Raw genomic sequence first — 23,558 nt, forward strand, 5'->3', positions numbered from 1 at the left:
GCGCTCAGCCGCGCGCCTTGAGTGCCGTGACCGCCGGCAGTTCCTTGCCTTCCAGGAACTCCAGAAACGCGCCGCCGCCGGTGGAAATGTAGCTGACCTGGTCGGCGATGCCGTACTTGTCGACCGCCGCGAGGGTGTCGCCGCCGCCGGCGATCGAGAACGCGTTGCTGTCGGCAATCGCGTGGGCCAACGCTTCGGTGCCCTTGCCGAACGCATCGAACTCGAACACACCGACCGGGCCGTTCCAGACCACGGTGCCGGCACTGTTGATCATTGCCGCGTAGCGCGCCGCCGTGTCCGGGCCGATGTCGAGGATCATGTCGTCGGCGTCGACCGCATCGACCGCCTTCACCGTCGCCAGTGCATCGGCCGCGAATGCCGGCGCGACGACCACGTCGGTCGGCACCGGAATGTCGGCGCCGCGCGCTTTCGCATCGCTCATGATCTGCTTCGCGGTGTCGATCAGGTCCATCTCCACCAGCGACTTGCCCACGCCATGGCCCATCGCGGCGATGAAGGTGTTGGCGATGCCGCCACCGACGATCAGCTGGTCGACCTTGCCGACCAGCGAGGACAGCAATTCAAGTTTGGTGCTGACCTTGGAGCCGGCAACGATCGCCAGCAACGGCCGCGCGGGCTGGTCGAGCGCCTTGCCCAGCGCGTCCAGCTCGGCCATCAGCAGCGGGCCGCCGGCGGCGAGCGGCGCGTGCCGGATGACGCCGTGGGTGGACGCCTGCGCGCGGTGCGAAGTACCGAACGCGTCCATCACGAACACATCGCACAGCGCGGCATACCGCTTCGACAAGGCCTCGTCATCGGCCTTCTCGCCGACGTTCATGCGGCAGTTTTCCAGCAACACCAACTGGCCGGGCGCGACATCGACACCGTCGAGCCAGTCCTTGACCAACGGCACCTCGATGCCGAGCAGCTCCGACAGCCGATTGGCGACCGGCGCCAGCGACTCGGCTTCGCTCCACGCGCCTTCGGTCGGCCGCCCGAGGTGCGACATCACCATCACCGCCGCGCCCTTTTCCAATGCCAGTCGCAGCGTCGGCAGCGCCGCCGCGATTCGCTGCTCGGAAGTGATGCGGGCCGGCTGGCCGGCGACATGCTCGATCGGCACGTTCAGGTCTTCGCGGATCAGTACGCGTTTGCCGGAAAGGTCGAGCTCGGTCATGCGGAGAATGGTCATGGGCGCTTCCGTGGTCATGCGGGTGAGCCTGGACATTCACCAGGCGGGACCGGCCATTGTCCCGTTCGGGGAGATGCCGGGCAAATCCTGTAGCCCTGCAGAAAGCCGGTTCCGCAGGTAGCGCGGGCACAACGGCGCTCCAAGCGAACTTGATCCTTCCCAGCATCACTTATCCTACATATTGTGTTGACTAAAAATACAAACACGATATGTTGTGTCTGTCGGTGCCGATCCTCGCGGTCGGCTGAAAAGGGAAGCCGGTGTGAATCCGGCGCTGCCCCGCAGCGGTAAATGGAAACGAACGCCGTCTTGGCACTGGGGGCAACACGCCCTGGGAAGCGACGGCCAGTAGGAAAGACAGGCATTGCCTGCCCACGTCCAGAGCCCGAAGACCTGCCGACAACCGCGTGATGCACACCGCGCGGTGACCGGCCAGGGAGTCTTCGGGGGAAGACGGTCGGTGTCGCAGCACCCTGCCTCGGGCAGAGTGGCAGGGCGTCCTCCGATGCCCGGCGACACCTTCCGTTTCAGACCCGAGAATTCCACCGCCCGCGGGGGCGTGGCCGTGCCGTCGACAGCGCGCTTTGTGCGTGCCGGCGGTACGCCCATGCCTCCGTGCGTCGACCTTCGAGGGAAGGCCGTCGACCCGTGCGCCCTGCACCGGAGCCCATCCATATGACCACCCTCGAACCAGCCACGGCCGACCTCGACCCGATTGCCGCAGCCGACACGGCTATACCCCCGAAAGGAGCCGCCGAACCCGGCTTCACCCTGACCCCGCCGGCCACCGCACTGAGCATGCGCGTGACCAAGCGCAACGGCAGCCACGAACCGGTCGACCTCAACAAGATCGTGCGTGCGATCACCCGCTGCAGCGACGATCTGTACGCGATCGACCCGATGCGCGTCGCCACCCGCACGATCTCCGGCCTGTACGACGGCGCGACCACGTCCGAGCTGGACGAGCTGTCGATCCGCACCGCCGCCCTGCTGACCGCCGAGGAACCCGAATACGGCCGCCTCGCGGCACGCCTGCTGGCCGGGGTGATCGAGAAGGAAGTCGCGTCCATCGACATCAATGCGTTCTCGCAATCGGTACAGCGCGGCTACGACCTGGGCCTGATCAACGACCGCCTGCTGGGCTTCGTGCAGGCCAACGCGCGCAAGCTCAACGACGCGATCGACAACACGCTCAACACCCGCTTCGACTATTTCGGCCTGCGCACGGTGTACGACCGCTACCTGTTGCGCCACCCGACCGCGCGCACGGTGATCGAGACGCCGCAGCAGTTCTTCCTGCGCATCGCCTGCGCCTTGTCGGAGGACGTGGCCGACGCGCTCGCGCTTTACCGGCGCATGGCCCAGCTGGACTACCTGCCCAGCTCGCCGACGCTGTTCAACGCCGGCACCACCCACGAGCAGTTGTCGAGCTGCTTCCTGCTCGACTCGCCCGAAGACTCGTTGGAAGCGATCTACCAGCGCTACATGGACGTCGCCAAGCTGAGCAAGTTCAGCGGCGGCATCGGCCTGTCCTACAGCCGCGTGCGCTCGCGCGGCTCGCTGATCCGGTCCACCAACGGGATGAGCAACGGCATCGTGCCGTGGCTGAAAACGCTGGACGCCTCGGTCGCGGCGGTCAACCAGGGAGGCAAGCGCAAGGGCGCGGCCTGCGTATACCTGGAGCCGTGGCATGCCGACGTGGAGGAGTTCCTGGAACTGCGCGACAACACCGGCGAGGACGCCCGCCGCACCCACAACCTCAACCTCGCCAACTGGATCCCCGACGAGTTCATGCGCCGGGTGGAAGCCGATGCGATGTGGTCGCTGTTCGATCCGGCGGCGCTGGCAAAGAACGGTGCGCCGTCATTGACCGACCTGTTCGGCGAGGCGTTCGACCGCGCGTATCACGCGGCCGAAGCCGCCGGTCTGGCGACCCGTCAGGTCAAGGCGCGCGAGCTGTACGGACGGATGATCCGCACCCTCGCCCAGACCGGCAACGGCTGGATGAACTTCAAGGACAAGTCCAACCGCGCCTGCAACCAGACCCTGCGCGAGGGCAACGTGGTGCATCTGTCGAACCTGTGCACGGAGATCCTGGAGGTCACTTCGCAGGATGAGACGGCGGTCTGCAACCTGGGTTCGATCAACCTCGCCCACCACGTCGAGGGCGGGCAACCCGGCAGCGGTGCGGCGCGCTTCGATTTCGGCAAGCTCGCCGAGACCGTGCGCCTGGCGGTACGCCAGCTGGACCGCGTGATCGACCTGAACTTCTACCCGATCGACACCGCACGCCGGGCGAACCTGAAATGGCGGCCGGTCGGGCTGGGGGCGATGGGCCTGCAGGATGTGTTTTTCCAGCTGCGCCTGCCGTTCGATTCCGAGCCGGCGCGCGAGCTGTCCAAGCGGATTGCCGAGGAAATCTATTTCCACGCCCTGTCGGCCTCGAGCGAGTTGGCGATGGAGCACGGCCGCCACCCCGCGTTCGGCGACACCCGCGCCTCGCAGGGCGAATTGCAGTTCGAAGCCTGGGGAGTGACACCGGCCGACCCTGCCCGCTGGGACACCCTGCGCGAGCGTATCCGCGAGCACGGTCTGCGCAACTCGCTGCTGATCGCGATCGCCCCGACCGCCACCATCGCCTCGATCGCCGGCTGCTACGAATGCATCGAGCCGCAGGTGTCCAACCTGTTCAAACGCGAGACCCTGTCGGGCGACTTTCTGGTGATCAACAAGTACCTGGTCGAGGAACTCAAGACGCTTGGGCTGTGGACGCCGGAACTGCGCGACGCGGTGAAGATGGCCGACGGCTCGATCCAGGGCATCACCGCGATTCCCGAATCCCTGCGCGAGATCTACCGCACCGTCTGGGAACTGCCGATGCGTTCGCTGATCGACATGGCCGCCGACCGCGGTGCCTTCATCGACCAGAGCCAGTCGCTGAACCTGTTCATCGAGAACCCGAACATCGGCGCGTTGTCGTCGATGTACATGTACGCGTGGAAGCAGGGACTGAAGACCACCTACTACCTGCGCTCGCGCCCGGCGACGCGGATCGCCAAATCGACCGTCAGCGCGCCGGTGCCCGGCAGCGAAGCGATCGCCTGCTCGCTGGAAAATCCGGAAAGCTGCGAAGCCTGCCAGTAGCAAACCGCGCACTCACTCCCCCACATCCCAGGAATCCCCATGACCACCCCACGCCTGCTCGACCCCGGCTTCGACCTCACCCTGCGCCCGATGCGCTACCCGCGTTTCTACGAGATGTACCGCGACGCGATCCGCAACACCTGGACGGTCGAGGAGGTCGACTTCTCGCTCGACGTCAACGACCTGCGCGGCAAACTCGGTCCGGCCGAGCGCCATCTGGTCGAACGACTGGTCGCGTTTTTCGCCACCGGCGACTCGATCGTCGCCAACAACCTGGTGCTGAACCTCTACCAGCACATCAACGCGCCCGAGGCCCGCATGTACCTGTCGCGGCAGCTGTACGAGGAGGCGCTGCATGTGCAGTTCTACCTGACCCTGCTGGACACCTACCTGCCCGATGACCAGGCGCGTACCGAAGCGTTCGCGGCGGTCGAGAACATCCCGTCGATCCGTGCCAAGGCGGCGTTCTGCTTCAAGTGGATCGATTCGATCCAGGACCTGAAGCGCATCGAGACCCGCGAACAGCGTCGCCAGTTCCTGCTCAACCTGATCTGCTTCGCCGCCTGCATCGAAGGCCTGTTCTTCTTCGGCGCCTTTGCCTACGTGTATTACCTGCGCTCGCGCGGTCTGCTGCATGGATTGGCCTCGGGCACCAACTGGGTGTTCCGCGATGAGAGTTGCCACATGGCGTTCGCCTTCGAAGTCATCCGCACCGCGCGCGAGGAGGAGCCGGAGCTGTTTGACGAGTCGATGCAGCGCGATGTCATCCAGATGCTGACCGAGGCCGTGGAATGCGAAATGCTGTTCGCCGCCGACACGCTTTCTGGTGGCGTGGTCGGCCTGTCGCTGAAGGACATGCGCCAGTACCTGGAATATTGCGCCGACCAGCGGCTCGGCCAGCTCGGCATGCCAAAGCATTTCGGCGCAGGCAATCCGTTCGGCTTCATGGACCTGCAGGACGTGCAGGAAGTGACCAACTTCTTCGAGCGCCGGGTGTCCGCCTACCAGGTCGGCGTGCAGGGCGAGGTCGCCTTCGATGCCGCGTTCTGAGCCCGTCACCGAGGCGCGCATGACCGAGATTGTGTTCCCCGACCACACCAACCACCTGGGCACGCTGTTTGGCGGCCAGGCGCTGGCGTGGATGGACAAGGCCGCCTTCATTGCTGCCTCACGCTACGCGCGCTGCACGGTGGTCACCGCGCGCTCGGAGCAGATCGACTTTCACACCGCGGTCAACCAGGGCGCGCTGGTGCAATTGGTCGCACGGGTGATCGCCACCGGCCGCACCTCCTTGCAGGTAGAAGTGGAGATGCACAGCGAGGACCTGCATTCGGGCGCGTCGCTGCTGGCCACACGCGGTCGTTTCACCATGGTCGCACTGGACTCCGAAGGTCGACCGACCGCGGTCCCGCCATTGTCCCGTTCGGGAGATGCTGGGCAAACTTTGCCTAGTTGACGACAACGTGGCTCCGCACTCGTTCATCGAAGATTCGAGAAGATCGGGAATAAAGCCTGGTCGGGTGCGTCTTACGGGTTGTCCCCTCCTTTCGAGCATCCCATGACGCTACCCGAGTCTTCCAACGACCCGCGGCCCCCCTTCGAACCTCCGGCGCAAACCGGCCGGCGGCGGCGGCTGGCCCTGGCTGGCATCGGTGCCATCGCGTTCGGTGCCGCTGGCGCCTTCGCGTGGACGGCCGGATGGCTGGGCGGCGATCGACTCACCGCTCAGCGCATCGTCGGCGCGATGGAAGCCAACGGCCCCAGGCACCCGGGCTTTCGGCGAAACCATGCCAAAGGCGTCTGTATCAGTGGCACGTTCCAGGCCACTGAGCAGGCACGCACATTGTCCACGGCACCAGTGTTCTCGGGCGCGCCGATTCAGTTCATCGGGCGATTCTCGATCGGCGGGGGCAATCCGCATGGCGCCGACAACACCGCACGCGTACGCAGCATGGCGCTCCAGTTTGGCGGCCCCGATGAAGCGCAATGGCGCATGGCCATGAACAGCTTCCCCTTCTTCGCCGTGTCCACTCCGGAACAGTTCCAGCAGCAGGTCCTGTCCAAACGCCCCGATCCTGCAACCGGCAAGCCGGATCCCGCAGCAATGGAAGCGTTCCTCGCCGACCACCCACAAGCCAGGAAGTTCCAGCAATGGGCGAAACACGCGCCGTGGTCCGATAGCTGGGCGAACACGCAATACAACAGCGTCAACGCATTCCGCTTCATTGACGCCGGCGGCACTGTCCGGTTCGTGCGGTGGTCGATGCGGCCGCGCGCGCCGTTTCGCGCGCTGGCAACGGCCGAGCGCCAACAGGCCGACGTCGACTTCCTTGCCCGCGACCTGCAGGCACGGTTGGTCCGTACCCCGTTGTACTGGGACATGGTGGTGACCATCGCGAACGCCGACGACCCGGTCAATGACCCCACCCGCCCCTGGCCCAATACGCGTACGCAGGTGGTGGCGGGCACGCTGAGCCTGGTGCATGCCGAGCCGCAGGCCAGCGGCGAATGCCGCGACGTCAACTTCGATCCATTGATCCTGCCGCCGGGCGTCGCCGCATCGGACGACCCGATCCTCGCCGCACGCTCGGCGGCCTACTCGCAATCCTTCAACCGCCGCCAACGCGAGATCGCGCTGGGCGACACCGCCGCCACCGGACAGGAACGTACACCATGAGCGCACCCCTGCATTTCAACGCTACCGCGCGCTGGCTGCACTGGCTGATGGCCGCGATGATCCTGTCGATGCTGTTCATCGGCGTGGGCATGGTGACTTCGGTATCGGCCCGGCCGTGGTTGATCGACCTGCACCGCCCCTTGGGCATCGCCATCCTGATGTTGGCCATACTCCGGCTGCGCAACCGCCTGCGGAGCCCCGCGGTCGCCTTGCCATCGACGCTTCCACGCTGGCAGAAAGCCGCTGCGCGCGCGTCCCACTGGCTGCTCTACGGAATGATGCTGGCTATGCCCCTGATCGGCTGGGCCATGCTGTCGGCAAGCGGGTTTCCGGTCCAGCTATCGGAATCGTTCGTACTACCGCCCATCGCACCGCAAAATACGACGCTCTACGCGGCCCTGCGCTTCGCGCACAGCTGGCTCGGCTACCTGCTGTTCGTCACGATACTGCTGCATGTCTCGGCCGCCCTGATGCACGCCTGGGTGTACCGCGACGGCGTATTCCCGGCGATGGCCAAGGGGCCTCGCGACACCGGCGCCAGCTGAATCATTGGCCAGTTGTGTCCTGCACCTCATCGACGGCCTTCGGGTTGATCCAGATCAACGCATCGCGGTCATCGGCAAGCGCATGCTGATGTCTTGTCCGGCATCCAGGAGCGCGCGTGGCCAGCTGGTACCCCTTGATCCTGCTGCTGCACCTGTCATGCGCGATCATCTTCATTGGTGCGGTTGCGTTCGAAGTGCTGGTGTTGGAGTCACTGCACGGCCAGTTTGAGCCGGCGCTGATGCGTCGCATCGAGCAGGCGGTGATGGCGCGTGCGCGGCGGTTCATGCCGTGGGTGGTCGGCGCGCTGTTTCTGAGTGGGTTCGCATTGTTCGACATCCGCTGCGACGGATTCGCCTGTGTTGGCAGTCGCTTCGGCTGGCTGCTGCTGGCCAAGGTGACGCTGGCCTTCCTGGTGCTGGCGGTGTTCATCGGTGCCATTCGCGCCGGGATGCACGGCGGCATGAACCCGTGCAGGTTTCGCCATACACACCGCGCCATTCTGGTATTGATGGTGGGGATCGTGGCGCTTGCGAAGTTGATGTTTTATTGAGTTCCGTTCGACGCGTTGGCTTCGGCGCATTGTTAATGCGCCCTACGCGGGATCAGCCGCCTACGATGGGCAGGCCGAGGGAGCGGCCGCCGTCGTTCAGGCCCAGACCGTAACGCAGGCTACGGCCGATGCGCTGGGCGTAGTCGTGCACTTTCTCCGCGTGCTCGGCGTCCAGCACTTCGTCGGCGGTCTCGCGCCACAGTGCGAGCCAGTCCTCGAAGTGCTCGGCATGGATCGAGTGGCCGCGGTGCTTGGCCATCGGGTTGCCGCGATAGGTTCCCGCGCCCAGCGCGACCGACGACCAGAACGAGGTCAGCAGGCGCTTGTGCTCCGGCCAGTCGTCCACGGCGGCGTTGAATACCGGGCCCAGAGTGGGATGGACCTGGATCTTGTCGTAAAACCGGTCGACCAGGGCCGCCAGTTGCTGTTCGGTGAGTTCGGTGGAATTGCGTGTCATGGGATACCGGCAGGAGCTCGCGACGACGGGCCGCGAAAACGAAAGAAGGGCGACCACGATGGCCACCCTTCTCCAGATGGAGGCTTACTTGGCCAGAGTCAAGCTGCCCTTCATCATCGCGACGTGGCCGGGGAACGAGCAGAAGTAGGTGTAGTCCTCGCCCGCCTTCAGTTTCGCCACCGGGATGGTGACCGTGGTCGATTCGCCACCGCCAATCAGTTTGCTGGCCGCAATCACGCGGGTATCGCCGGCCTTGACATAGTTGGCGTCCGCTCCGGCCTTCATGCCGTCGGCATTGATGCCATTGACGTCAGCGGTCTTGCCGAGCACGAAGTTGTGCCCCATCACCATCTTGGGCAGCTGCCCGGTGTGCTTCAGGGTAACCTTGAACTCCTTGCAGGTTGCCGGCACCTGCAGGCTCTTGGTGGTGAACTGCATCGCGTCGGTGCTTTCGACCGTAGCCGCGCAATCGGCTGCCATCGCGGGCAGGGCAAAGGTGCCGGCAAGACCGAGTACGGCGACGGCTGTCAACTTGCGGATCATTTTTCTGACTCCATGTAGTGGGGTGTTGGCGCTATTGTCCCGGCGCCTGGGCAAGCCCGCCTTGATCCATGTCAGGGCCACGATGAATCAAACCGCGAGACAATGGCAATGCCGGAAACCGTCAAGGTGGACCCTCCATGACCCACGTCGTTACCGAAAACTGCATCAACTGCAAACACACCGATTGCGTCGAGGTGTGTCCGGTCGACTGTTTCCACGAAGGCCCCAACTTCCTGGTCATCGATCCCGACGAGTGCATCGACTGCACCTTGTGCGTGGACGAATGCCCGGTCGGCGCGATCTACCCGGAAGACGATGTCCCCGCCGGGCAGGAGAAGTTCCTGGCGATCAACGCCGAGCTGACTCCGCTGTGGCCGGTGATCGACCGCAAGATCCCGGCGCTGGAAGACGCGGAAAAATGGGACGGTGTGCCGGACAAGTTGCCGTTGTTGAAGCGCTGAGCAAAAAAAAACCGGGCGATCAGGCCCGGTTTTTTGTGTGCGACAATGGCGATTATTTCGCCACGACCTTGACCATCTCCAGGCACTTGTTGGAGTAGCCCCACTCGTTGTCGTACCAGGCGACCAGCTTGACGAAGGTATCGTCCATCGCAATGCCGGCATCGGCGTCGAAGATCGAGGTGCGGGTGTCGCCACGGAAGTCGGTCGCCACGACCTTGTCGGTGGTGTAGCCCAGGATGCCCTTCAGCGGGCCTTCGGACTGCGCCTTCATCTCCGCGCAGATCTCCGCGTAGGTCGCCGGCTTCTCCAGCTCGACGGTCAGGTCGACCACCGACACGTCCGAAGTCGGCACGCGGAAGCTCATGCCGGTGAGCTTCTTGTTGAGCTCCGGGATCACCACGCCGACGGCCTTGGCCGCGCCGGTGGAGGACGGGATGATGTTCTCCAGAATGCCACGACCGCCGCGCCAGTCCTTGTTGGACGGACCGTCGACGACCTTCTGGCTCGCGGTGGCGGCGTGCACGGTGGTCATCAGGCCGCGCTTGATGCCCCACTTGTCGTTGAGCACCTTGGCCACCGGAGCCAGGCAGTTGGTGGTGCAGCTGGCGTTCGAGATGATCGCCTCGCCGGCGTATTTCTTGTCGTTGACGCCAAAGACGAACATCGGCGTGTCGTCCTTGGACGGCGCCGACAGGATCACCTTCTTGGCGCCGGCATCGAGGTGCTTCTGCGCGGCTTCCTTGGTCAGGAACAGGCCGGTGGATTCGATCACCACATCGACATCGACCTCGCCCCACTTCAGGTTGGCCGGGTCGCGCTCCTGGGTCAGGCGGATCTTCTTGCCGTTGACGACGATATGCTCGCCCTCGACTTTGACGTCACCGTCAAAGCGGCCGTGGACGGAGTCGTATTGCAGCATGTAGGCCAGGTAGTCCGGCTCCAGCAGATCGTTGATGGCAACCACTTCGATGTCATTGCCGAAATTCTGTACGGCCGAACGAAAGACATTGCGTCCGATGCGGCCAAAACCGTTGATACCAACCTTGATCGCCATTGCAGGGCTCCTGACGGGCATGTGTAAGGGAAAAGCCCCTCATTTTAGCCTATTCCCGGCCACGACAGGCTTGAGCCATCGCGCCATCCGCCCTGCCAACCGACCCCTTGACGTGAACGACGCGCCGGGACGCATCACCTCATGTCGCGCAAGACGGCAGCGATCCTGCTCCGCTACCCTTGTCGGCATGAATCGATCCGTATGCGGTATTTCCCTGACTTTGGCGTTGGCCACCTGCGGCCTGCTCGCCTCCTTCGACGCTTCGGCCTGGGGCCCGCGCGGCCATCAACTGGTCGCGTCACTGGCCAACGATGCACTGACACCGCAGGCGCGCAATGAGGTCGAGCGACTGCTGGCCGACGACCCGGGCCAGGACCTGGCCGGTATCGCCAGTTGGGCCGACGAGTTGCGCGAGCGCGACCCCGACCTGGGCAAGCGCAGCGCGCGTTGGCACTACGTCAACCTCGCCGAGAACGACTGCCATTACGATGCCGCGCGTGATTGCCCCGGCGGCGACTGCGTGGTCGAGGCCATCCGCGCCCAGACCGCGATCCTGGCCGATCGTGACCAGCCGATGGACGCCCGACGGCAGGCACTGAAGTTCGTCGTCCATTTTGTCGGCGACATCCATCAGCCCGCCCATGCCGGCTACGCCCACGACCTGGGCGGCAACAAATTCCAGGTCAATCTGTACGGCAAGGGCAGCAATCTGCATCGGCTCTGGGACAGCGGGCTCCTCAACACCCGCGGGCTTAACACCGCGCGTTATCTGGAGCGTCTGCGGGAGTTGCCAGAACCGGCGGCTGAGCCGCAACAAGGGGCACCGGAACACTCCATGTCGATCGCCGAAGGCGCCCGCACATGGGCGGAGCACTCCTGCGCGATCGTGCGCCAGCCAGGCTTCTATCCGCCGCGCGCCAAAATCAACGGCGACTACGTACAGACGTGGCGGCCGGTGGCGGAAGCGCAATTGCGCCTGGGCGGCGTCAACCTTGCGGCGGTGTTGAACCAGGCGCTCGGCGAGCCGTAATCACCGCGCGCCGCAACGGGAAAACGGATCCGGCTGCGGGCATGCGCAACTCGTGACGTCCAAACGTGGCCGCATCTCGAGAGCAAGACCAGCACCACGCTGGTAACTGCGATGCAGGGCATCCATTGTTCACTTGCCGATAGCGCCACGGGACGCATCATCAACACCTGCACAGCCTCACCTTGTGCTGCGAATCTTCAGTCGGGAGCAATCTGATGACCACCGACCTGCTCATCCAGCCCTTCTTCCATGAGCCAACCGGCACCTGGAGCTACGTCGTCAGCCAGGGCGTCGATGCGGTGGTGATCGACCCGGTGCTCGACTACGACCACCGCTCCGGCCGGGTGGCTACCGGCAGCGCCAGCGCCTTGCTCGAGCACATCGCGGCGCACGGCCTGCAGGTGCATCGGATCCTGGAAACCCACGCCCACGCCGACCACCTGAGTGCGGCCGCCTTCCTGCGGGCGCGAACTTCGGCGACAGTGGCGATCGGCGCCGGGATCCGCTCGGTGCAGGCGTATTTCGCCGCCATCTTCCGACTCGCCACCGACGACGACGCCGTCGTCCACGCGTTCGATCAACTGCTGGCCGATGGCGATGTCATCCATGCGGGCCAGTTGCGCATCGAGGTGTTGGCGACGCCCGGGCACACGGCCGATGGGTTGAGCTACCGGATCGGCGACAACGTGTTCATCGGCGACACGCTGTTTGCCCCTGACCTTGGCACCGCCCGCTGCGACTTCCCCGGCGGCGGCGTCGAGCAGTTGTATGCCTCCATACAGCGCCTCTATGCACTGCCCGATGAGACCACGTTGTGGCTGTGCCACGACTACCCACCGACCGGGCGCGAGCGCCGCGCCAGCGTCAGTGTCGGCGAGTCCCGCCGCGACAACCGGATGCTTGCCGGCGACACAACGCTGAAAGTCTTCCGCGCCGCGCGCAGCACGCGCGATGCCGGCCTGCCCGCGCCCAACCTGCTGTACCCCTCGCTGCAGGTGAACCTCCGCGGTGGCCGGCTGCCGCCGGCCGGAGCCGACGGTCACCGTTACCTGTGCATACCGCTGCAGGTGGAGCCGCCAGCGGAAGGGTTATGAGCCTTCGCCTGCGACGGGAGGCATCGGCGGTGCGGGCGGTGCGGTAGGTGGCACGGGACGCGCTGGAGGTGCCGCCGCCGCGGGCGGCGCAGGCCGGTCAGGATCAAACTCCACCGGTACCCGGATGCGGCTCGCAACCGGCTTGCCGTTTTCGATCTTTGGCTCGAACCGCCAGTTGCGCGCTGCGTCCACCGCGGCCTGATCGAACACACCGGCCGGCTCGGCCGACTCAACCTGGATATCTGCCGGAAGCCCCTGCGCGTCCACGTTGATCACCAGATTCACTTTGCCGCCGATGCCTTGAGTGGCCGCTTCGGCCGGATAAGACGGCCGCGCCATCTCTCCAATGCTGACGACTCCCTGATTTGACTCGACCTTTGGCGGCTGTGCCGCCCATGCGCTGTAGCCGACCAGCAAACTCAAGGCGGCGACGACGGTGCTGCCGGCCAACCAGCGCGAAACCGTGGGGGTGGGTTGCTTGAGCATGGCGATTCTCTCCGTGAGTGGATGGCTGTAGCCCCAGTGGCATCCCAGCGGCAGGGGCTGTGAAGCCAGCTGGGTCTTGAGCATTGCCTCGCCGTACGCGCGACGCGACTTCGGATGGCGAGCGATCACGCGCTGGTCGCAAGCCAGCTCCTGGTCATGACGGAAATGCCGGGCCGCGATGTGCACCAACGGGTTGAACCAGTACACGCAGCGCAGCGCGGCAACGACAGTATTCAGGTACAGGTCGCCGCGACGGATATGGCTGGCTTCATGCGCCTGCATCAGCACGCGCTGCTCGGGGCTGTAGCGTTGATCGAAATCGGCCGGCACCACGATCTGCGGTCGCCACGCACCCAGCACGGCAGGCAGGCCAACGCTGGTACCGGCCTGATGCAGGCCATCGGTGCGCTGGCGCAACGGACCCAGCGCGCGCCGGAACCGGCGTTGCTGGAGGAAAAAACGCAGCGCCATCGCCAGCACGCCCAGCCACCAGACCGGCACCAGTACGGCTGCGGTGTCGACCGTCGCCAGAATTCCAATGACAACCGCCTGCGGCACCGTGTCACCCAAGGCCAGTCCCATCGCGCCAGCTGCCGGAGCCACCGCCGCTGATGGCAACAACACCGCCAGCACGGCGACCGGAACCAGCGACCAGGCCGCATAGGCGGTCGCCGTACCGAACCGGCCCCGTAACCCGTGACGCAGCAGCATCACCAGCACGATCGCCGCGCTCGACGCGACCGTGGTCTCGACCAGCGCGCGGAACATCTCAGGGGCTTCCATCGTCGATCTCCTCGAGCAGTTTGCGCAGCTCGGCGACGTCCTTGGGACTGAGCTTGCGGTGCTCACTGAAGTGCGCCACCAGCGGCGCGACCCGGCCACCAAACAACCGGTCAAGCAGGCTCTCGCTTTCGTCGATCAGCCAGTCCTCGCGCTTGAGCACCGGCGTGTACAGATAGCGACGTCCGTCCTTCTCGGCGGCGATCGCACCCTTGTTGAGCAGGCGGTTGAGCAGGGTCTTGATGGTCGCTTCCTGCCATTCCTGCGCGTCGGCCAAGGCCGCGACCACTGCCTCGGCGCTGCGCGGATGCTGCCGCCAGAGCACGTCCATCACGACCGATTCGGCTTCGCTGATCTGCATTGTTTACGCCTGTAATCCCATTGACAGATTACGGATGTAAACGCGGATGTCAAGCTACCGATCCACCCTCTCGCCCAGGCCTCGCAACCGATGACCATGCCCCCAACTTGAGGCCGTGCACGGACCTGCCCATCCGCGAACATCGCGACGGCGACCGCGTACACCGCTGCCGAGCAGGCCGCGTGCAATTGCCTTGCCTTGGCGGCCCCGGGGGGATGCGACTTAAAGCGAGCGCGCCGCCTTGACCACATGCTCGACGGTGAAGCCGAAGTGCGGGAACAGCTTTTCCGCCGGCGCACTGGCGCCGAAGGTGTCGATGCCGATCACCGCGCCGTCCAGGCCGACGTACTTGCCCCAGAAGTCGCTGACACCGGCCTCGATCGCGACACGCTTGCGGCAGGCCCTGGGCAGCACCGATTCGCGATACGCCGCGTCCTGGCGGTCGAACACGTCGGTCGAGGGCATCGACACCACGCGCACGTTGTCGCCAAGCTGATTGGCGGCCTGCATCGCCAGACCGACTTCCGAGCCGGTCGCGATCAGGATCACGTCCGGGTTCGAACCACCGTCCTTGAGCACGTAACCACCGCGCGCGATATCGGCGACCTGGGCGGCGTCGCGCGGCTGGTGGTCGAGGTTCTGGCGCGAGAACACCAGGCAGCTCGGACCGTCCGCACGCTCGATCGCGGCCTTCCACGACACCGCCGACTCGACCGCGTCGCAAGGGCGCCAGACATCGTTGTTGGGGATATAGCGCAGGCTGGCGACGTGCTCGATCGGCTGGTGGGTCGGGCCGTCCTCGCCCAGGCCGATCGAGTCGTGGGTGTAGACGTGGATCGCGCGTGCGCCCATCAGCGCGCTCATCCGCACCGCGTTGCGGGCGTAGTCGCTGAACACCAGGAAGGTCGCGTCATACGGAATGAAGCCACCGTGCAGGGTCAGGCCGTTGCTGATCGCGGTCATCGCGAACTCGCGCACGCCGTAATAGATGTAGTTGGCGTCGCGCGCGTCGGTGGTGACCGACTTGCTGCCGCTCCACAGGGTCAGGTTGGATCCGGCCAGGTCGGCTGAACCGCCAACCAGCTCCGGCAGGTGCGGCGCAAACGCTTCGATCGCGTTCTGCGAGGCCTTGCGCGAGGCGATCACCGGGCCGTCGGCCTGCAGCTTGGCGATATAGGCGTCGGCAGCGGCGGCAAAGTCGGCCGGCAACTCGGCGTGCGAGCGACGGATCAGCTCGTCAGCCTCGGCCGGGAAACGCGCCGCGTATTTGTCGAAGGCCTCGTTCCACTGGTCCTCGCGGAACGTGCCGACCTGGCCCACGCGCCAGCCATCGTAGATCTCCGGCGCGATATGGAATGCTTCGTGCTCCCAGTCCAGCGCCGCGCGGGTGGCGGCGATTTCATCGGTGCCCAGCGGTGCGCCATGGCTGGAGGCCTTGCCGGCCTTGGCCGGTGAGCCATGGCCGATCGTGGTCCGGCAGCAAATCAAGGTCGGTTTGTCGCTGCTCAACAGCGCCGTATCGATGCCGCGCTTGATCGCATCCGCGTCGTGGCCGTCGATACCGCGCACCACGTTCCAGCCATAGGCCTCGAACCGTGCCGGGGTGTCGTCGGTGAACCAGCCGGCAGTGTCGCCATCGATGCTGATGTGGTTGTCGTCCCAGAACGCGACCAGCTTGTTCAAACCCCAGGTGCCGGCCAGCGACGCGGCCTCGTGCGAGATGCCTTCCATCAGGCAGCCGTCGCCCATGAACACCCAGGTGCGGTGGTCGACGATCGCCTGCTCGGGTCGGTTGAAGCGCTGCGCGAGCAGTTTCTCCGCCAGCGCCATACCGACCGCGTTGGCCAGTCCCTGCCCCAACGGACCGGTAGTGGTTTCCACGCCCGGGGTCATGAAGTTCTCCGGATGACCGGGGGTCTTCGAGTCCAGCTGGCGGAACTGCTTCAGGTCCTCGATCGACAGGTCATAGCCAGACAGGTGCAGCAGCGCGTACTGCAGCATCGAGCCATGGCCGTTGGACAGGATGAAGCGGTCGCGGTTGAACCAGCCGGGGTTGGCCGGGTTGTGGCTCAGGTAATCGTTCCACAGCACCTCGGCGATGTCGGCCATGCCCATCGGCATGCCGGGGTGGCCGGAGTTGGCCGCCTGGACGGCGTCGATGGCGAGGAAGCGGATGGCATTGGCAAGGTCGCGGCGGCTGGGCGTGGGCATGGCGGATCCAAGAAGGGAAAGGCTCGGCTCGACCGGACAACCCCGGGCGGCGGGCGCCAATTGTCGCCGAGTCCGCGCGTGCGGCCAAACCGGGACCGTCGGCAGCGGCGGGGAAGTCGGACTTCTCGCACTTCCAGAGCGTGTCGCACGTCTCTCTTACGCAGCTCTTACACCCCCGCCTTAAGGTTCGCCGCGCTGCGCCGCTGAACACGGATTTGCCGTTGTTGCGAGCCAGCCTCATCAAGCTCCAGGGGAAAACTCATGCAAGTACGACACACAGCCGGCGGCCGCAAGGCAGGCCAGGGCGGCTTTACCTTGGTGGAAATGGCGGTCGTGCTGGTCATCATCGGCGTGATCCTGGGCGCGGTGATGATCGGCCGCGACGTCCAGCGCAATGCCGAGTACACGCGCATCAAGCAGAAATTCGTCGACCAGTGGGTGGTTTCCTACAACACCTATTCGCAGCGGCTGGGCGCACCGGTCGGCGACAGCCAGACCGCACCGCAGTTGATGGTCAACGGCGCCAACTTTTCCGGAATATCCGGCGGCAACATGTCCAGTGCCACGCCGCCCGCCGCCATCTGCGGCGAAACGGCTCCCGTGCCCGCCCTTCCGAATGGTACGCAAACCGGCCAGCAGTTCATCCTGCGCGACCTGATGCTGAAGGCCGGCATCACGCTGCCACCCGGTCGCGGCGAAGGCATGGAGGATCGCTATGTCTACCTGGACACCAACGGCAACCCTCAGGAAATCCAGGTCTGCTTCCAGTGGAACCCACCCGCGACCGCGTCCGGCTCCGGCAACATCATGGTCCTCACTGGCCTGACGCCGGATCTGGCGCGCGCGCTGGACCAGGCGATCGACGGCGCACCCGATGCACGCAACGGCGCATTCCGCCAGCAGGGCGTCGTGGCCACCAACGGCAACGAAGGCGTTATCTGGCTTGGCAACAACACCAACAGCATCACCGACGGTACCGGCACCAACGAAGTCGTTGACACCGCGACCGACGCAGACCAGGTGCTGACCCTGGTCGCCCACTACAAAATGAATCAGTAAGGCGCCACACGATGAAAGCGTCTCCTGCCGCCCTGCTCGTCCGGCTGCGTCAATCCCGGCAAGCATCATTGCTGCTGTTTGCCGCGACGCTGGGGGCGCTGGTGATCGCCGCGGCCTGGTTCACAAGTGCCCGCGGCAACCTGGCCGAGGCCTACAGTCTGGTCGGCAGTCGCCAGCAGGCGCTGGCATCGGCCGATCACCGCATGCAGCAGGCGCGGCTGCAAGTGAAGCTCGCCACCGGCGCCCGGCAACTGGTCGACCGCGCCGCCGCCAATGGTTTCGTCGACCAGGGCTGGGGCGAGCGGCTGATCAACGTCAGCCAGGCGCCGTTGACGCGTGAACAGGTCAACGGCCTGCTGTCGGGCGTGATCCGCACCGATGCGCGGATGTTCGGGGCGGAAGCATTCGAGTTGTCCGTGACCCACGCCGACGAAGGGCTGTTTGACGAGCCCGGACAGCGCAGCCCACCGCTGCTGATGACCTTGCGCGGGACCTTGCTGTTCCGCACCCAGATGTTTGAGCCCGCCGTGGAGCTGCCGTGAGCGCCTTGACCCTGTTGCACCAGGACGGCCGCTGGCTGTCATTCGACGGCGACCAGGTCACGCACCTGGACGCGCGCCCGAAGGTCGACCGCGCCACCGTCGTGATCACCGATTTCGATGGCGCGATCAGCCAGGTCACCGCGCTGGAGGGCAGCACCTCGCACGCGACCGCACTGATCGAGAAGCGGCTGCGCGCCGATGGCCTGATCGACAACGAAAGCAAGATCCTGATCCACCAGACCAAGACCGTCGGCAACGGCTACCAGGCACTGTTCACCGCGGTGCCGCTGGACCGCTGGCAGCAACTGTTTGCCTGGGCTGAAGGACAGCTCGACCACTGCCTGCTGCTGCCGTCGGTGGCCTTGCTCTGGCATTCACTCAAGCCTGGCCGCGGTATCGTGCTGCACAGTGGCCGCCAGTTCGTGTTCCTGGCTTCGCTACGCAACCGTATCGTGCATGCCTCGGCGCTCGCGTTCAGTGATTCGCAGGACGATCTGGCGATGACCGTGGCAGCGTTGGGAGAGCGCGCCGGCAGGGATCTGGCGGGCGACGACGAAGCACTGGAGACCTTGACGGTTGAATGGGTTGGCGTACTGACCCGCGCGCCCGATGCCGGCACCACCCCCGCCACTCTGCAAAGCGACAACGTGCCGGGCGTGTTTGCCGCATCCATGCCGCGTGCCGACCACCTGCCCGGGTCTGCGGCGACCGCGGGCGACGACGATCACCCGACCCTGCGCGCGGCTGACCAGGCCAACGGGGATGTCGAACACGAACAACCGCTGACGTTCGATGGCCAACTCGACCCCGAATACGGCCATGCCGATACCGACAACAAGGCTGGCGATGACGACGTCGCTCCCTCGGCCGAGCAGCTGAGAGATGCCGCACGCATCGCCGCGCCTGCGAGCGCGAGCGGCAGCATCGCCAGCGGCCGCTGGACGGACGAGGCGTTGCTGGAGATCTTCTCCGCCAACAGTGGCACCACCGTCCGCCTCGGCGCGCATGCACTGGTCACCAATGCCGACGGCGTGATGTACCGCAGCGGTGTCGCTCGCCTGACGGCCAGTGCCAGTACGTTGATCGCCGTCAATCCAGCCGCCAGCCGGGTGATGTACCTGGCCGAACGCTTGTTGCCATGGGCAAGTGCCGCCTCCTTGCTGCTGGCCATCGCGCTCGGCGGCCTGGGTGGACGCTGGACACTGGCCGCACACGACGCGAACACCCGCGCCCACGGCCTGGACGATCAGATCACCGAAATCGACAACCAGATCAAGGCCCTGGGACAGCATCAGGCGCTACCGGACACCTACCCGCAGATGCTCAGGTTTCTCGAACGTGCGGATGCGTTGCAACAAGCCCTGGACCCCCACGCCAGTCTGGCGACGGTGCGCGAAGCGGCCGGCGACGACGTGCGTATCCTGCGGTTGCGCCTGGACAAGGCGACCATGGCCGACGGCAGTGACAGTCTGCGCGTGGACGGCATGGTCAAGCAACACGACAGCGACCCGCAGGGCATGCAGGTCGCGCGCTTCGTCGAGCGGCTGCGTGCCGCCGGATTCGCCGCGACTGCGGTAGACCCGCAGGTCAGCGGTGGACGCGCGCAATCACCGGGCGGCTCGTTTTCATATCAGCTCCAGTACCCACAAGCGTCCGCCACCGGCGCAACCGCAGGCGATCCATCGTGAAGCTCAAATACTCGGCGAGCCTGGCGCTGGCGTTGTGGCTGTGCGTGGTGGCCTGGGTCAGCGCGATGATCGTCGCCAAGCCCAGCGTCGCCAACAACTTTGCTGACGGGAACGAATCAGGCGAGATCGTCCAACTGCAGCGCAGCATCAACCACAACACCGCAATGCTGACCGCCCTGGACTTGCTGGACAGTGCGCCCGATCACGCGGTCGCGGGGCCACTGGTCGCCCCGGACCCCGAGCCGGTGGCGGGAAGCAATGGCGAGATCGCTGCCGGCACGGCCGTGCCGATCGGCAACCGGCTCTCGCTGATCATCTCCACCGAGCGCTCGCGCCGCGCCATCCTCGACGGTCGCGTGGTGCGGGACGGCACGAAGCTCGATGACGGCTCTCACGTGCGCAGCATCGGAGCTGACTGGTTGCGTATCGAGAACGCCGCCGGAGACATCGAGACGCTGCAGCTTCCCCGGCCCTTCGCCGCCGCATCCTCGCAGGTACAACCATGAACAACCGACGCGCCATTGCGTTGACCGCCGTAGTGGTGATCGTCGCCGGCTTGATCGTGGTGATGACCTTGCGCGGCTTTGCGGCACGCACCCCCGCTGATGCCGCAGTCATGCCGGTGGCCACCCCGACCACCGCCGCAGCTGTGACTGTGGATACGCCAACCACTGCCGAGGCGCCGCCGCCCTGGGCCCGGACGCAGTCCACCGACAGCGATACCGGTGCTCCGGCCGACACCCGCTCCGCGGAAGATCCGGAGCGCGCCGAGCAGATGCGCCAGTTGCAACAATCGATGCGCGGCATCATGACCGAGACCAGCCGGCGCTCGCAGGCGACCAATGATCACCTGCGCAACGCGCTCGACACGCTGCAGGAAATGAACGACCCGGCGGTCACTTCGCAGATCAACCTGGACGCGGTGCGCCAGAACCTCGAAATCAGCATCAAGATGCAGGCGCTGGCGCAGGAGCTGCAACAGGTGATGGCCGAACCGGGCGGCTCCGCGCGCCAGCAGCGGCTGGAGGCGACGTTGGCGCAGTTTCGTCAACTGCAGTCGCAGTTGCGTCAGGACGTGAGTGCGCCCGGTGCGACCGAGGTGATTCCCGCATTCCCCACCCTCGCGCCCGCCGCCAAGCCTGCCAGTACGCCGTGAAATGCCACGCCGTGACCACCATCGCCGAGTCATCCGTCGCAGCGGCGAACACCGCGTGGGCGGCTTCACCCTGGTCGAGCTGGCCATCACCGTGAGCGTCATCGGTGTGCTCAGCCTGGTGGTCTCGACGGCCTACTTCAGCATCGCCGAGGTCCGCGCCCGCGCACTCGCCCAAGGCCAGGCCGAGGTCGCCCGCCAGGCGGTGCGCGTGTTCATGCTGAAGAACAAGCGCCTGCCGTGCCCCGATCTCAGTGCCGCGGGCAACGGCGGCCGTGAAGGGTTTGCCGGCACTTGTCCACCGGGCGCCCAGGTTGGCTGGCTGCCGTATGAAAGCGTTGGACTTACCCGGCCTGCCCCGTCCGAACGCATGCGCTATGCCGTCAGCCGCACAACCGCAGTGGATCTGGTGGCGCCCGTCGGCGGCGCCAGCGACGGCCTCGACCTGGACGGTAACGGCCGCCTGCGCAACACCCTTGTCGCGACCGCGCGGCTCGCGCCATCCACTGCCCGCCCGTTCCTGAGCGGGGTCGGCACGCCCGGCGATCCGGAGAACTGCACCGACATCGCCGCCAACCCCGCGTTTGTCCTGATCGCACCGGTCAGCGACCGCGACGCCAGCGGCGGTGCCGACGCCGGCTTCGATGGCATCAACCACGCAATGGCCACCGCCAACGCCACCTGCATCGCCGCCCCGGGCCGGGCGATGGATGCGACCTACGACGACGTGGTAGTCGCCGAGAGCGCCAGCACGCTGCTCGGCTGGCTGGCCACCCACACCCGCTAGATGACCACAGGCAATCGACTCCATGAACCGCACATTCAAGCTTCAGCCGAAACGTCCTGCCCTGCGCGTCCTCGCGGCGCCGGCGACGGTACTGGCATTCACCCTGCTGGTTGGCTGCAGCACCGTTCCACGCAGCGTCAAGGACCTGCCGGCGACCGAGTACGTCGCCCTGGAACAACTGGGTACGAAAGTTGGCGAGGAATCGCACAAGCTGTCGGCGGAACACGATCGCCTGCGCCGCCATATCGAGCGCATGCGTGAACCGGCGCCCGTCGTGGCGCCGGTGGCACCGCAATACGACCCGCTCGAGAACCGCATCGTCACCATCAACATGAGCGAGGCCAATGTCGGCGGCCTACTGTGGGCACTGGCCGAGCAGCTGGGCATGAACCTGATCGTCGATCCGGACGTGCTGGCACGTGACCAGCGCGCCAGCCTGTACCTGAAGAACGTCACCGCGCGCGAGGTCTACAACCACATTCTCACCGCGTTCGACCTGCACGGCGAGACCCGCGGTGGCGCGCTGGTGGTCAGTGCGATGGCCGAGCGCATCTTCAGCGTAGAGATGCTCAACAGCACCACCTCGCTGGACATGAGCACCGGCGGCGACGTGTTCGGCGCCGGCAGCAGCGGCGCCGGCGGTGGCAACTCATTGCGCGGCAAGCTCATCCTGGACGGCACCGTCGGCAAACAGAACGACCCGTACACGCAACTCGCCGCGTCGGTCGAGGCGATCATCAAGGAAGACACTGCGGCCAAGACCACCGGTGATGCGCCTCCGCGCGAGGTCTCACGCTACAGCCTGGACCCGCTGACCGGCTCGCTGTTCGTGCGCGCGCGGCCTTCGCAGCTGCGCGCAGTGGCCGAGCTGATCGAGCGCAACCAGGCCATGCTCGGCCGCCAGGTGCTGATCGAGGCGCAGCTGATCGACGTGCAGCTCAACGACCAGTTCCGCTTTGGTGTCGACTGGACCAAACTGCGCGGCCGAGTGGCCGGTGTCTACGGCGACTCGCCGTTGCAGGCCGATCCGTTCTACGGGTTGAACGCGGATGGCGACCCGATCACCAACCCGAACTTCCCCGCCGGCAAGCACAACACCCTCGACAAGATCCTGACCATCCCACGTCAGGTCATCGGATCGGCCCTGGGTCGTGGCACCGGGATCGGCTATCTCGGCGATACATTCTCGGCCTCGGTCAACGTGCTTCGCGAGTTCGGCAACGTCAAGGTGTTGTCCAACCCAAGCGTGCGCGTGCGCAACGGAACGCCGGCCTACCTCAGCGTCGGCCGCAACATCCGCTACGTCAGCAAGTCGACCACCAGCTTCAGCAACCCCGGTGGCGGTGCGACCAACACCTCGTCCGACATCCAGACCGAATCCTTGTTCGCCGGCGTGGTGATTGGCGTCGCGCCGCTGATCCACAAAGATGGCACGGTCGAGCTGCTGGTTCACCCGATGCAGACCGACGTCGCGCCCGGCAGCCTGGACCTGATCGATGTCGGCAACGGCAACTCGGTGACATTGCCGGTGATCAGTTTCAAGGGCATGACCACCACCTTGAGTCTGAGCGACGGCGACACCGTGTTGCTTGGCGGCCTGATCGACCAGCAATCGCAGAACACCGATAACGGTGTGCCGGGCCTGTCCGACGTGCCTGGCCTGGGCAACCTGTTTGGTGCCCAGTCTCGCTCGCACGACAGCCGCGAACTGGTGATGGTATTGCGGGTCACGGTGATATGAGT

The 23,558-nt window shown here is 65.7% G+C and carries 23 protein-coding genes and 1 riboswitch; of the genes, 16 read left to right on the top strand and 7 right to left on the bottom strand.

Translation table 11 applies throughout. The features are described 5' to 3' along the window. Nucleotides 1-4 precede the first annotated feature (4 nt). Complete coding sequence (locus tag ACW7G6_RS13575) at nucleotides 5-1,192, bottom strand: phosphoglycerate kinase (protein ID WP_456998488.1); 1,188 nt, start codon at nucleotides 1,190-1,192, stop codon at nucleotides 5-7. Nucleotides 1,193-1,397: 205 nt separating this feature from the next. Next, a riboswitch (cobalamin riboswitch) is annotated at nucleotides 1,398-1,607 on the top strand. 383 nt (nucleotides 1,608-1,990) lie between these two features. On the opposite strand from ACW7G6_RS13575, the gene ACW7G6_RS13580 reads away from it, so the two are divergent. The 6 genes from ACW7G6_RS13580 (at nucleotide 1,991) to ACW7G6_RS13605 (ending at nucleotide 8,109) form a co-directional block, all read left to right on the top strand. Then, nucleotides 1,991-4,336, top strand: coding sequence for a ribonucleoside-diphosphate reductase subunit alpha (locus tag ACW7G6_RS13580; protein ID WP_456998533.1), 2,346 nt, complete (start codon nucleotides 1,991-1,993; stop codon nucleotides 4,334-4,336). 39 nt (nucleotides 4,337-4,375) lie between these two features. Beyond that, the gene (locus tag ACW7G6_RS13585; protein ID WP_456998489.1) at nucleotides 4,376-5,386 is read left to right on the top strand and encodes a ribonucleotide-diphosphate reductase subunit beta; all 1,011 of its coding nucleotides are present in this window, start codon (nucleotides 4,376-4,378) and stop codon (nucleotides 5,384-5,386) included. Next, complete coding sequence (locus ACW7G6_RS13590) at nucleotides 5,373-5,792, top strand: acyl-CoA thioesterase (RefSeq protein ID WP_456998490.1); 420 nt, start codon at nucleotides 5,373-5,375, stop codon at nucleotides 5,790-5,792. The genes ACW7G6_RS13585 and ACW7G6_RS13590 overlap by 14 nt, the downstream gene beginning before the upstream one ends. Before the next feature lie 102 nt (nucleotides 5,793-5,894). Continuing rightward, complete coding sequence (locus ACW7G6_RS13595; protein WP_456998491.1) at nucleotides 5,895-7,013, top strand: catalase family peroxidase; 1,119 nt, start codon at nucleotides 5,895-5,897, stop codon at nucleotides 7,011-7,013. After that, nucleotides 7,010-7,558, top strand: a complete 549-nt coding sequence (locus ACW7G6_RS13600) for a cytochrome b (protein ID WP_456998492.1) — start codon at nucleotides 7,010-7,012, stop codon at nucleotides 7,556-7,558. Before ACW7G6_RS13595 ends, ACW7G6_RS13600 begins: the two co-directional genes overlap by 4 nt. 116 nt (nucleotides 7,559-7,674) lie before the next feature. Continuing rightward, nucleotides 7,675-8,109 carry a CopD family copper resistance protein gene (locus ACW7G6_RS13605; protein ID WP_456998493.1) on the top strand — a complete coding sequence of 145 codons (435 nt, stop codon included), beginning with the start codon at nucleotides 7,675-7,677 and terminating at the stop codon, nucleotides 8,107-8,109. Nucleotides 8,110-8,161: 52 nt separating this feature from the next. Here the strand turns inward: ACW7G6_RS13605 and ACW7G6_RS13610 are convergent, their stop codons facing one another. Both ACW7G6_RS13610 and azu read right to left on the bottom strand, forming a co-directional pair. Next, the gene (locus tag ACW7G6_RS13610) at nucleotides 8,162-8,566 is read right to left on the bottom strand and encodes a group III truncated hemoglobin (protein WP_456980320.1); all 405 of its coding nucleotides are present in this window, start codon (nucleotides 8,564-8,566) and stop codon (nucleotides 8,162-8,164) included. Nucleotides 8,567-8,650: 84 nt separating this feature from the next. Next, complete coding sequence (gene azu, locus ACW7G6_RS13615) at nucleotides 8,651-9,109, bottom strand: azurin (RefSeq protein WP_456980321.1); 459 nt, start codon at nucleotides 9,107-9,109, stop codon at nucleotides 8,651-8,653. A gap of 137 nt (nucleotides 9,110-9,246) precedes the next feature. On the opposite strand from azu, the gene fdxA reads away from it, so the two are divergent. Beyond that, a complete protein-coding gene (fdxA, locus tag ACW7G6_RS13620; protein ID WP_456980322.1) occupies nucleotides 9,247-9,570 on the top strand; it encodes a ferredoxin FdxA in 324 nt (107 codons plus the stop codon). Nucleotides 9,571-9,622: 52 nt separating this feature from the next. Here the strand turns inward: fdxA and gap are convergent, their stop codons facing one another. Continuing rightward, a complete protein-coding gene (gene gap / locus ACW7G6_RS13625; RefSeq protein ID WP_456980323.1) occupies nucleotides 9,623-10,624 on the bottom strand; it encodes a type I glyceraldehyde-3-phosphate dehydrogenase in 1,002 nt (333 codons plus the stop codon). A gap of 187 nt (nucleotides 10,625-10,811) precedes the next feature. Between gap and ACW7G6_RS13630 the strand changes: the two genes are divergently transcribed. Both ACW7G6_RS13630 and ACW7G6_RS13635 read left to right on the top strand, forming a co-directional pair. Continuing rightward, a complete protein-coding gene (locus ACW7G6_RS13630) occupies nucleotides 10,812-11,654 on the top strand; it encodes a S1/P1 nuclease (protein ID WP_456998494.1) in 843 nt (280 codons plus the stop codon). A gap of 215 nt (nucleotides 11,655-11,869) precedes the next feature. After that, nucleotides 11,870-12,748, top strand: coding sequence for an MBL fold metallo-hydrolase (locus ACW7G6_RS13635; protein WP_456980326.1), 879 nt, complete (start codon nucleotides 11,870-11,872; stop codon nucleotides 12,746-12,748). Here ACW7G6_RS13635 and ACW7G6_RS13640 read toward each other — a convergent pair. The 3 genes from ACW7G6_RS13640 to tkt all read right to left on the bottom strand — a co-directional run bounded on the left by ACW7G6_RS13640 (nucleotide 12,743) and on the right by tkt (nucleotide 16,586). Then, a complete protein-coding gene (locus ACW7G6_RS13640; RefSeq protein ID WP_456980327.1) occupies nucleotides 12,743-14,017 on the bottom strand; it encodes a TonB family protein in 1,275 nt (424 codons plus the stop codon). The genes ACW7G6_RS13635 and ACW7G6_RS13640 overlap by 6 nt on opposite strands. Next, on the bottom strand, nucleotides 14,004-14,375 hold the full coding sequence (locus ACW7G6_RS13645; protein WP_456998495.1) for a BlaI/MecI/CopY family transcriptional regulator: 372 nt from the start codon (nucleotides 14,373-14,375) through the stop codon (nucleotides 14,004-14,006). The genes ACW7G6_RS13640 and ACW7G6_RS13645 overlap by 14 nt, the downstream gene beginning before the upstream one ends. 222 nt (nucleotides 14,376-14,597) lie before the next feature. Beyond that, nucleotides 14,598-16,586, bottom strand: a complete 1,989-nt coding sequence (tkt, locus tag ACW7G6_RS13650) for a transketolase (protein WP_456998496.1) — start codon at nucleotides 16,584-16,586, stop codon at nucleotides 14,598-14,600. A 261-nt stretch (nucleotides 16,587-16,847) separates the two neighbouring features. Between tkt and ACW7G6_RS13655 the strand changes: the two genes are divergently transcribed. Genes ACW7G6_RS13655 through mshL form a run of 7 tightly spaced genes read left to right on the top strand, consistent with a single transcriptional unit; the run spans nucleotide 16,848 to nucleotide 23,556 of the window. After that, nucleotides 16,848-17,645, top strand: a complete 798-nt coding sequence (locus ACW7G6_RS13655; RefSeq protein ID WP_456998497.1) for a type II secretion system protein — start codon at nucleotides 16,848-16,850, stop codon at nucleotides 17,643-17,645. Between the two features lie 11 nt (nucleotides 17,646-17,656). After that, nucleotides 17,657-18,187 (top strand): hypothetical protein, encoded by a 531-nt coding sequence (locus ACW7G6_RS13660; RefSeq protein WP_456980331.1) that lies wholly within the window; start codon nucleotides 17,657-17,659, stop codon nucleotides 18,185-18,187. Continuing rightward, nucleotides 18,184-19,875, top strand: a complete 1,692-nt coding sequence (locus tag ACW7G6_RS13665) for a hypothetical protein (protein WP_456998498.1) — start codon at nucleotides 18,184-18,186, stop codon at nucleotides 19,873-19,875. The genes ACW7G6_RS13660 and ACW7G6_RS13665 overlap by 4 nt, the downstream gene beginning before the upstream one ends. After that, on the top strand, nucleotides 19,872-20,381 hold the full coding sequence (locus tag ACW7G6_RS13670; RefSeq protein WP_456980333.1) for a hypothetical protein: 510 nt from the start codon (nucleotides 19,872-19,874) through the stop codon (nucleotides 20,379-20,381). Before ACW7G6_RS13665 ends, ACW7G6_RS13670 begins: the two co-directional genes overlap by 4 nt. Beyond that, entirely contained in the window at nucleotides 20,378-21,031 is a 654-nt protein-coding gene (locus ACW7G6_RS13675; protein WP_456998499.1) for a hypothetical protein, read from the top strand. Before ACW7G6_RS13670 ends, ACW7G6_RS13675 begins: the two co-directional genes overlap by 4 nt. Before the next feature lies 1 nt (nucleotide 21,032). Then, nucleotides 21,033-21,815, top strand: a complete 783-nt coding sequence (locus ACW7G6_RS13680; RefSeq protein WP_456998500.1) for a type II secretion system protein — start codon at nucleotides 21,033-21,035, stop codon at nucleotides 21,813-21,815. Nucleotides 21,816-21,837: 22 nt separating this feature from the next. Next, nucleotides 21,838-23,556, top strand: a complete 1,719-nt coding sequence (mshL, locus tag ACW7G6_RS13685) for a pilus (MSHA type) biogenesis protein MshL (RefSeq protein ID WP_456998501.1) — start codon at nucleotides 21,838-21,840, stop codon at nucleotides 23,554-23,556. Nucleotides 23,557-23,558: the final 2 nt, after the last annotated feature.

The organism is Lysobacter sp. A421, assembly GCF_054052145.1.

Coding starts and splice junctions, on each gene's coding strand:
- azu (WP_456980321.1), bottom strand. CDS start 9,109: ATGATCCGCAAGTTGACAGCCGTCGCCGTACTCGGTCTTGCCGGCACC.
- tkt (WP_456998496.1), bottom strand. CDS start 16,586: ATGCCCACGCCCAGCCGCCGCGACCTTGCCAATGCCATCCGCTTCCTC.
- ACW7G6_RS13610 (WP_456980320.1), bottom strand. CDS start 8,566: ATGACACGCAATTCCACCGAACTCACCGAACAGCAACTGGCGGCCCTG.
- gap (WP_456980323.1), bottom strand. CDS start 10,624: ATGGCGATCAAGGTTGGTATCAACGGTTTTGGCCGCATCGGACGCAAT.
- ACW7G6_RS13600 (WP_456998492.1), top strand. CDS start 7,010: ATGAGCGCACCCCTGCATTTCAACGCTACCGCGCGCTGGCTGCACTGG.
- fdxA (WP_456980322.1), top strand. CDS start 9,247: ATGACCCACGTCGTTACCGAAAACTGCATCAACTGCAAACACACCGAT.
- ACW7G6_RS13575 (WP_456998488.1), bottom strand. CDS start 1,192: ATGACCATTCTCCGCATGACCGAGCTCGACCTTTCCGGCAAACGCGTA.
- ACW7G6_RS13595 (WP_456998491.1), top strand. CDS start 5,895: ATGACGCTACCCGAGTCTTCCAACGACCCGCGGCCCCCCTTCGAACCT.
- ACW7G6_RS13675 (WP_456998499.1), top strand. CDS start 20,378: ATGAACAACCGACGCGCCATTGCGTTGACCGCCGTAGTGGTGATCGTC.
- ACW7G6_RS13580 (WP_456998533.1), top strand. CDS start 1,991: ATGCGCGTGACCAAGCGCAACGGCAGCCACGAACCGGTCGACCTCAAC.
- mshL (WP_456998501.1), top strand. CDS start 21,838: ATGAACCGCACATTCAAGCTTCAGCCGAAACGTCCTGCCCTGCGCGTC.
- ACW7G6_RS13630 (WP_456998494.1), top strand. CDS start 10,812: ATGAATCGATCCGTATGCGGTATTTCCCTGACTTTGGCGTTGGCCACC.
- ACW7G6_RS13680 (WP_456998500.1), top strand. CDS start 21,033: ATGCCACGCCGTGACCACCATCGCCGAGTCATCCGTCGCAGCGGCGAA.
- ACW7G6_RS13645 (WP_456998495.1), bottom strand. CDS start 14,375: ATGCAGATCAGCGAAGCCGAATCGGTCGTGATGGACGTGCTCTGGCGG.
- ACW7G6_RS13655 (WP_456998497.1), top strand. CDS start 16,848: ATGCAAGTACGACACACAGCCGGCGGCCGCAAGGCAGGCCAGGGCGGC.
- ACW7G6_RS13635 (WP_456980326.1), top strand. CDS start 11,870: ATGACCACCGACCTGCTCATCCAGCCCTTCTTCCATGAGCCAACCGGC.
- ACW7G6_RS13585 (WP_456998489.1), top strand. CDS start 4,376: ATGACCACCCCACGCCTGCTCGACCCCGGCTTCGACCTCACCCTGCGC.
- ACW7G6_RS13590 (WP_456998490.1), top strand. CDS start 5,373: ATGCCGCGTTCTGAGCCCGTCACCGAGGCGCGCATGACCGAGATTGTG.
- ACW7G6_RS13640 (WP_456980327.1), bottom strand. CDS start 14,017: ATGGAAGCCCCTGAGATGTTCCGCGCGCTGGTCGAGACCACGGTCGCG.
- ACW7G6_RS13660 (WP_456980331.1), top strand. CDS start 17,657: ATGAAAGCGTCTCCTGCCGCCCTGCTCGTCCGGCTGCGTCAATCCCGG.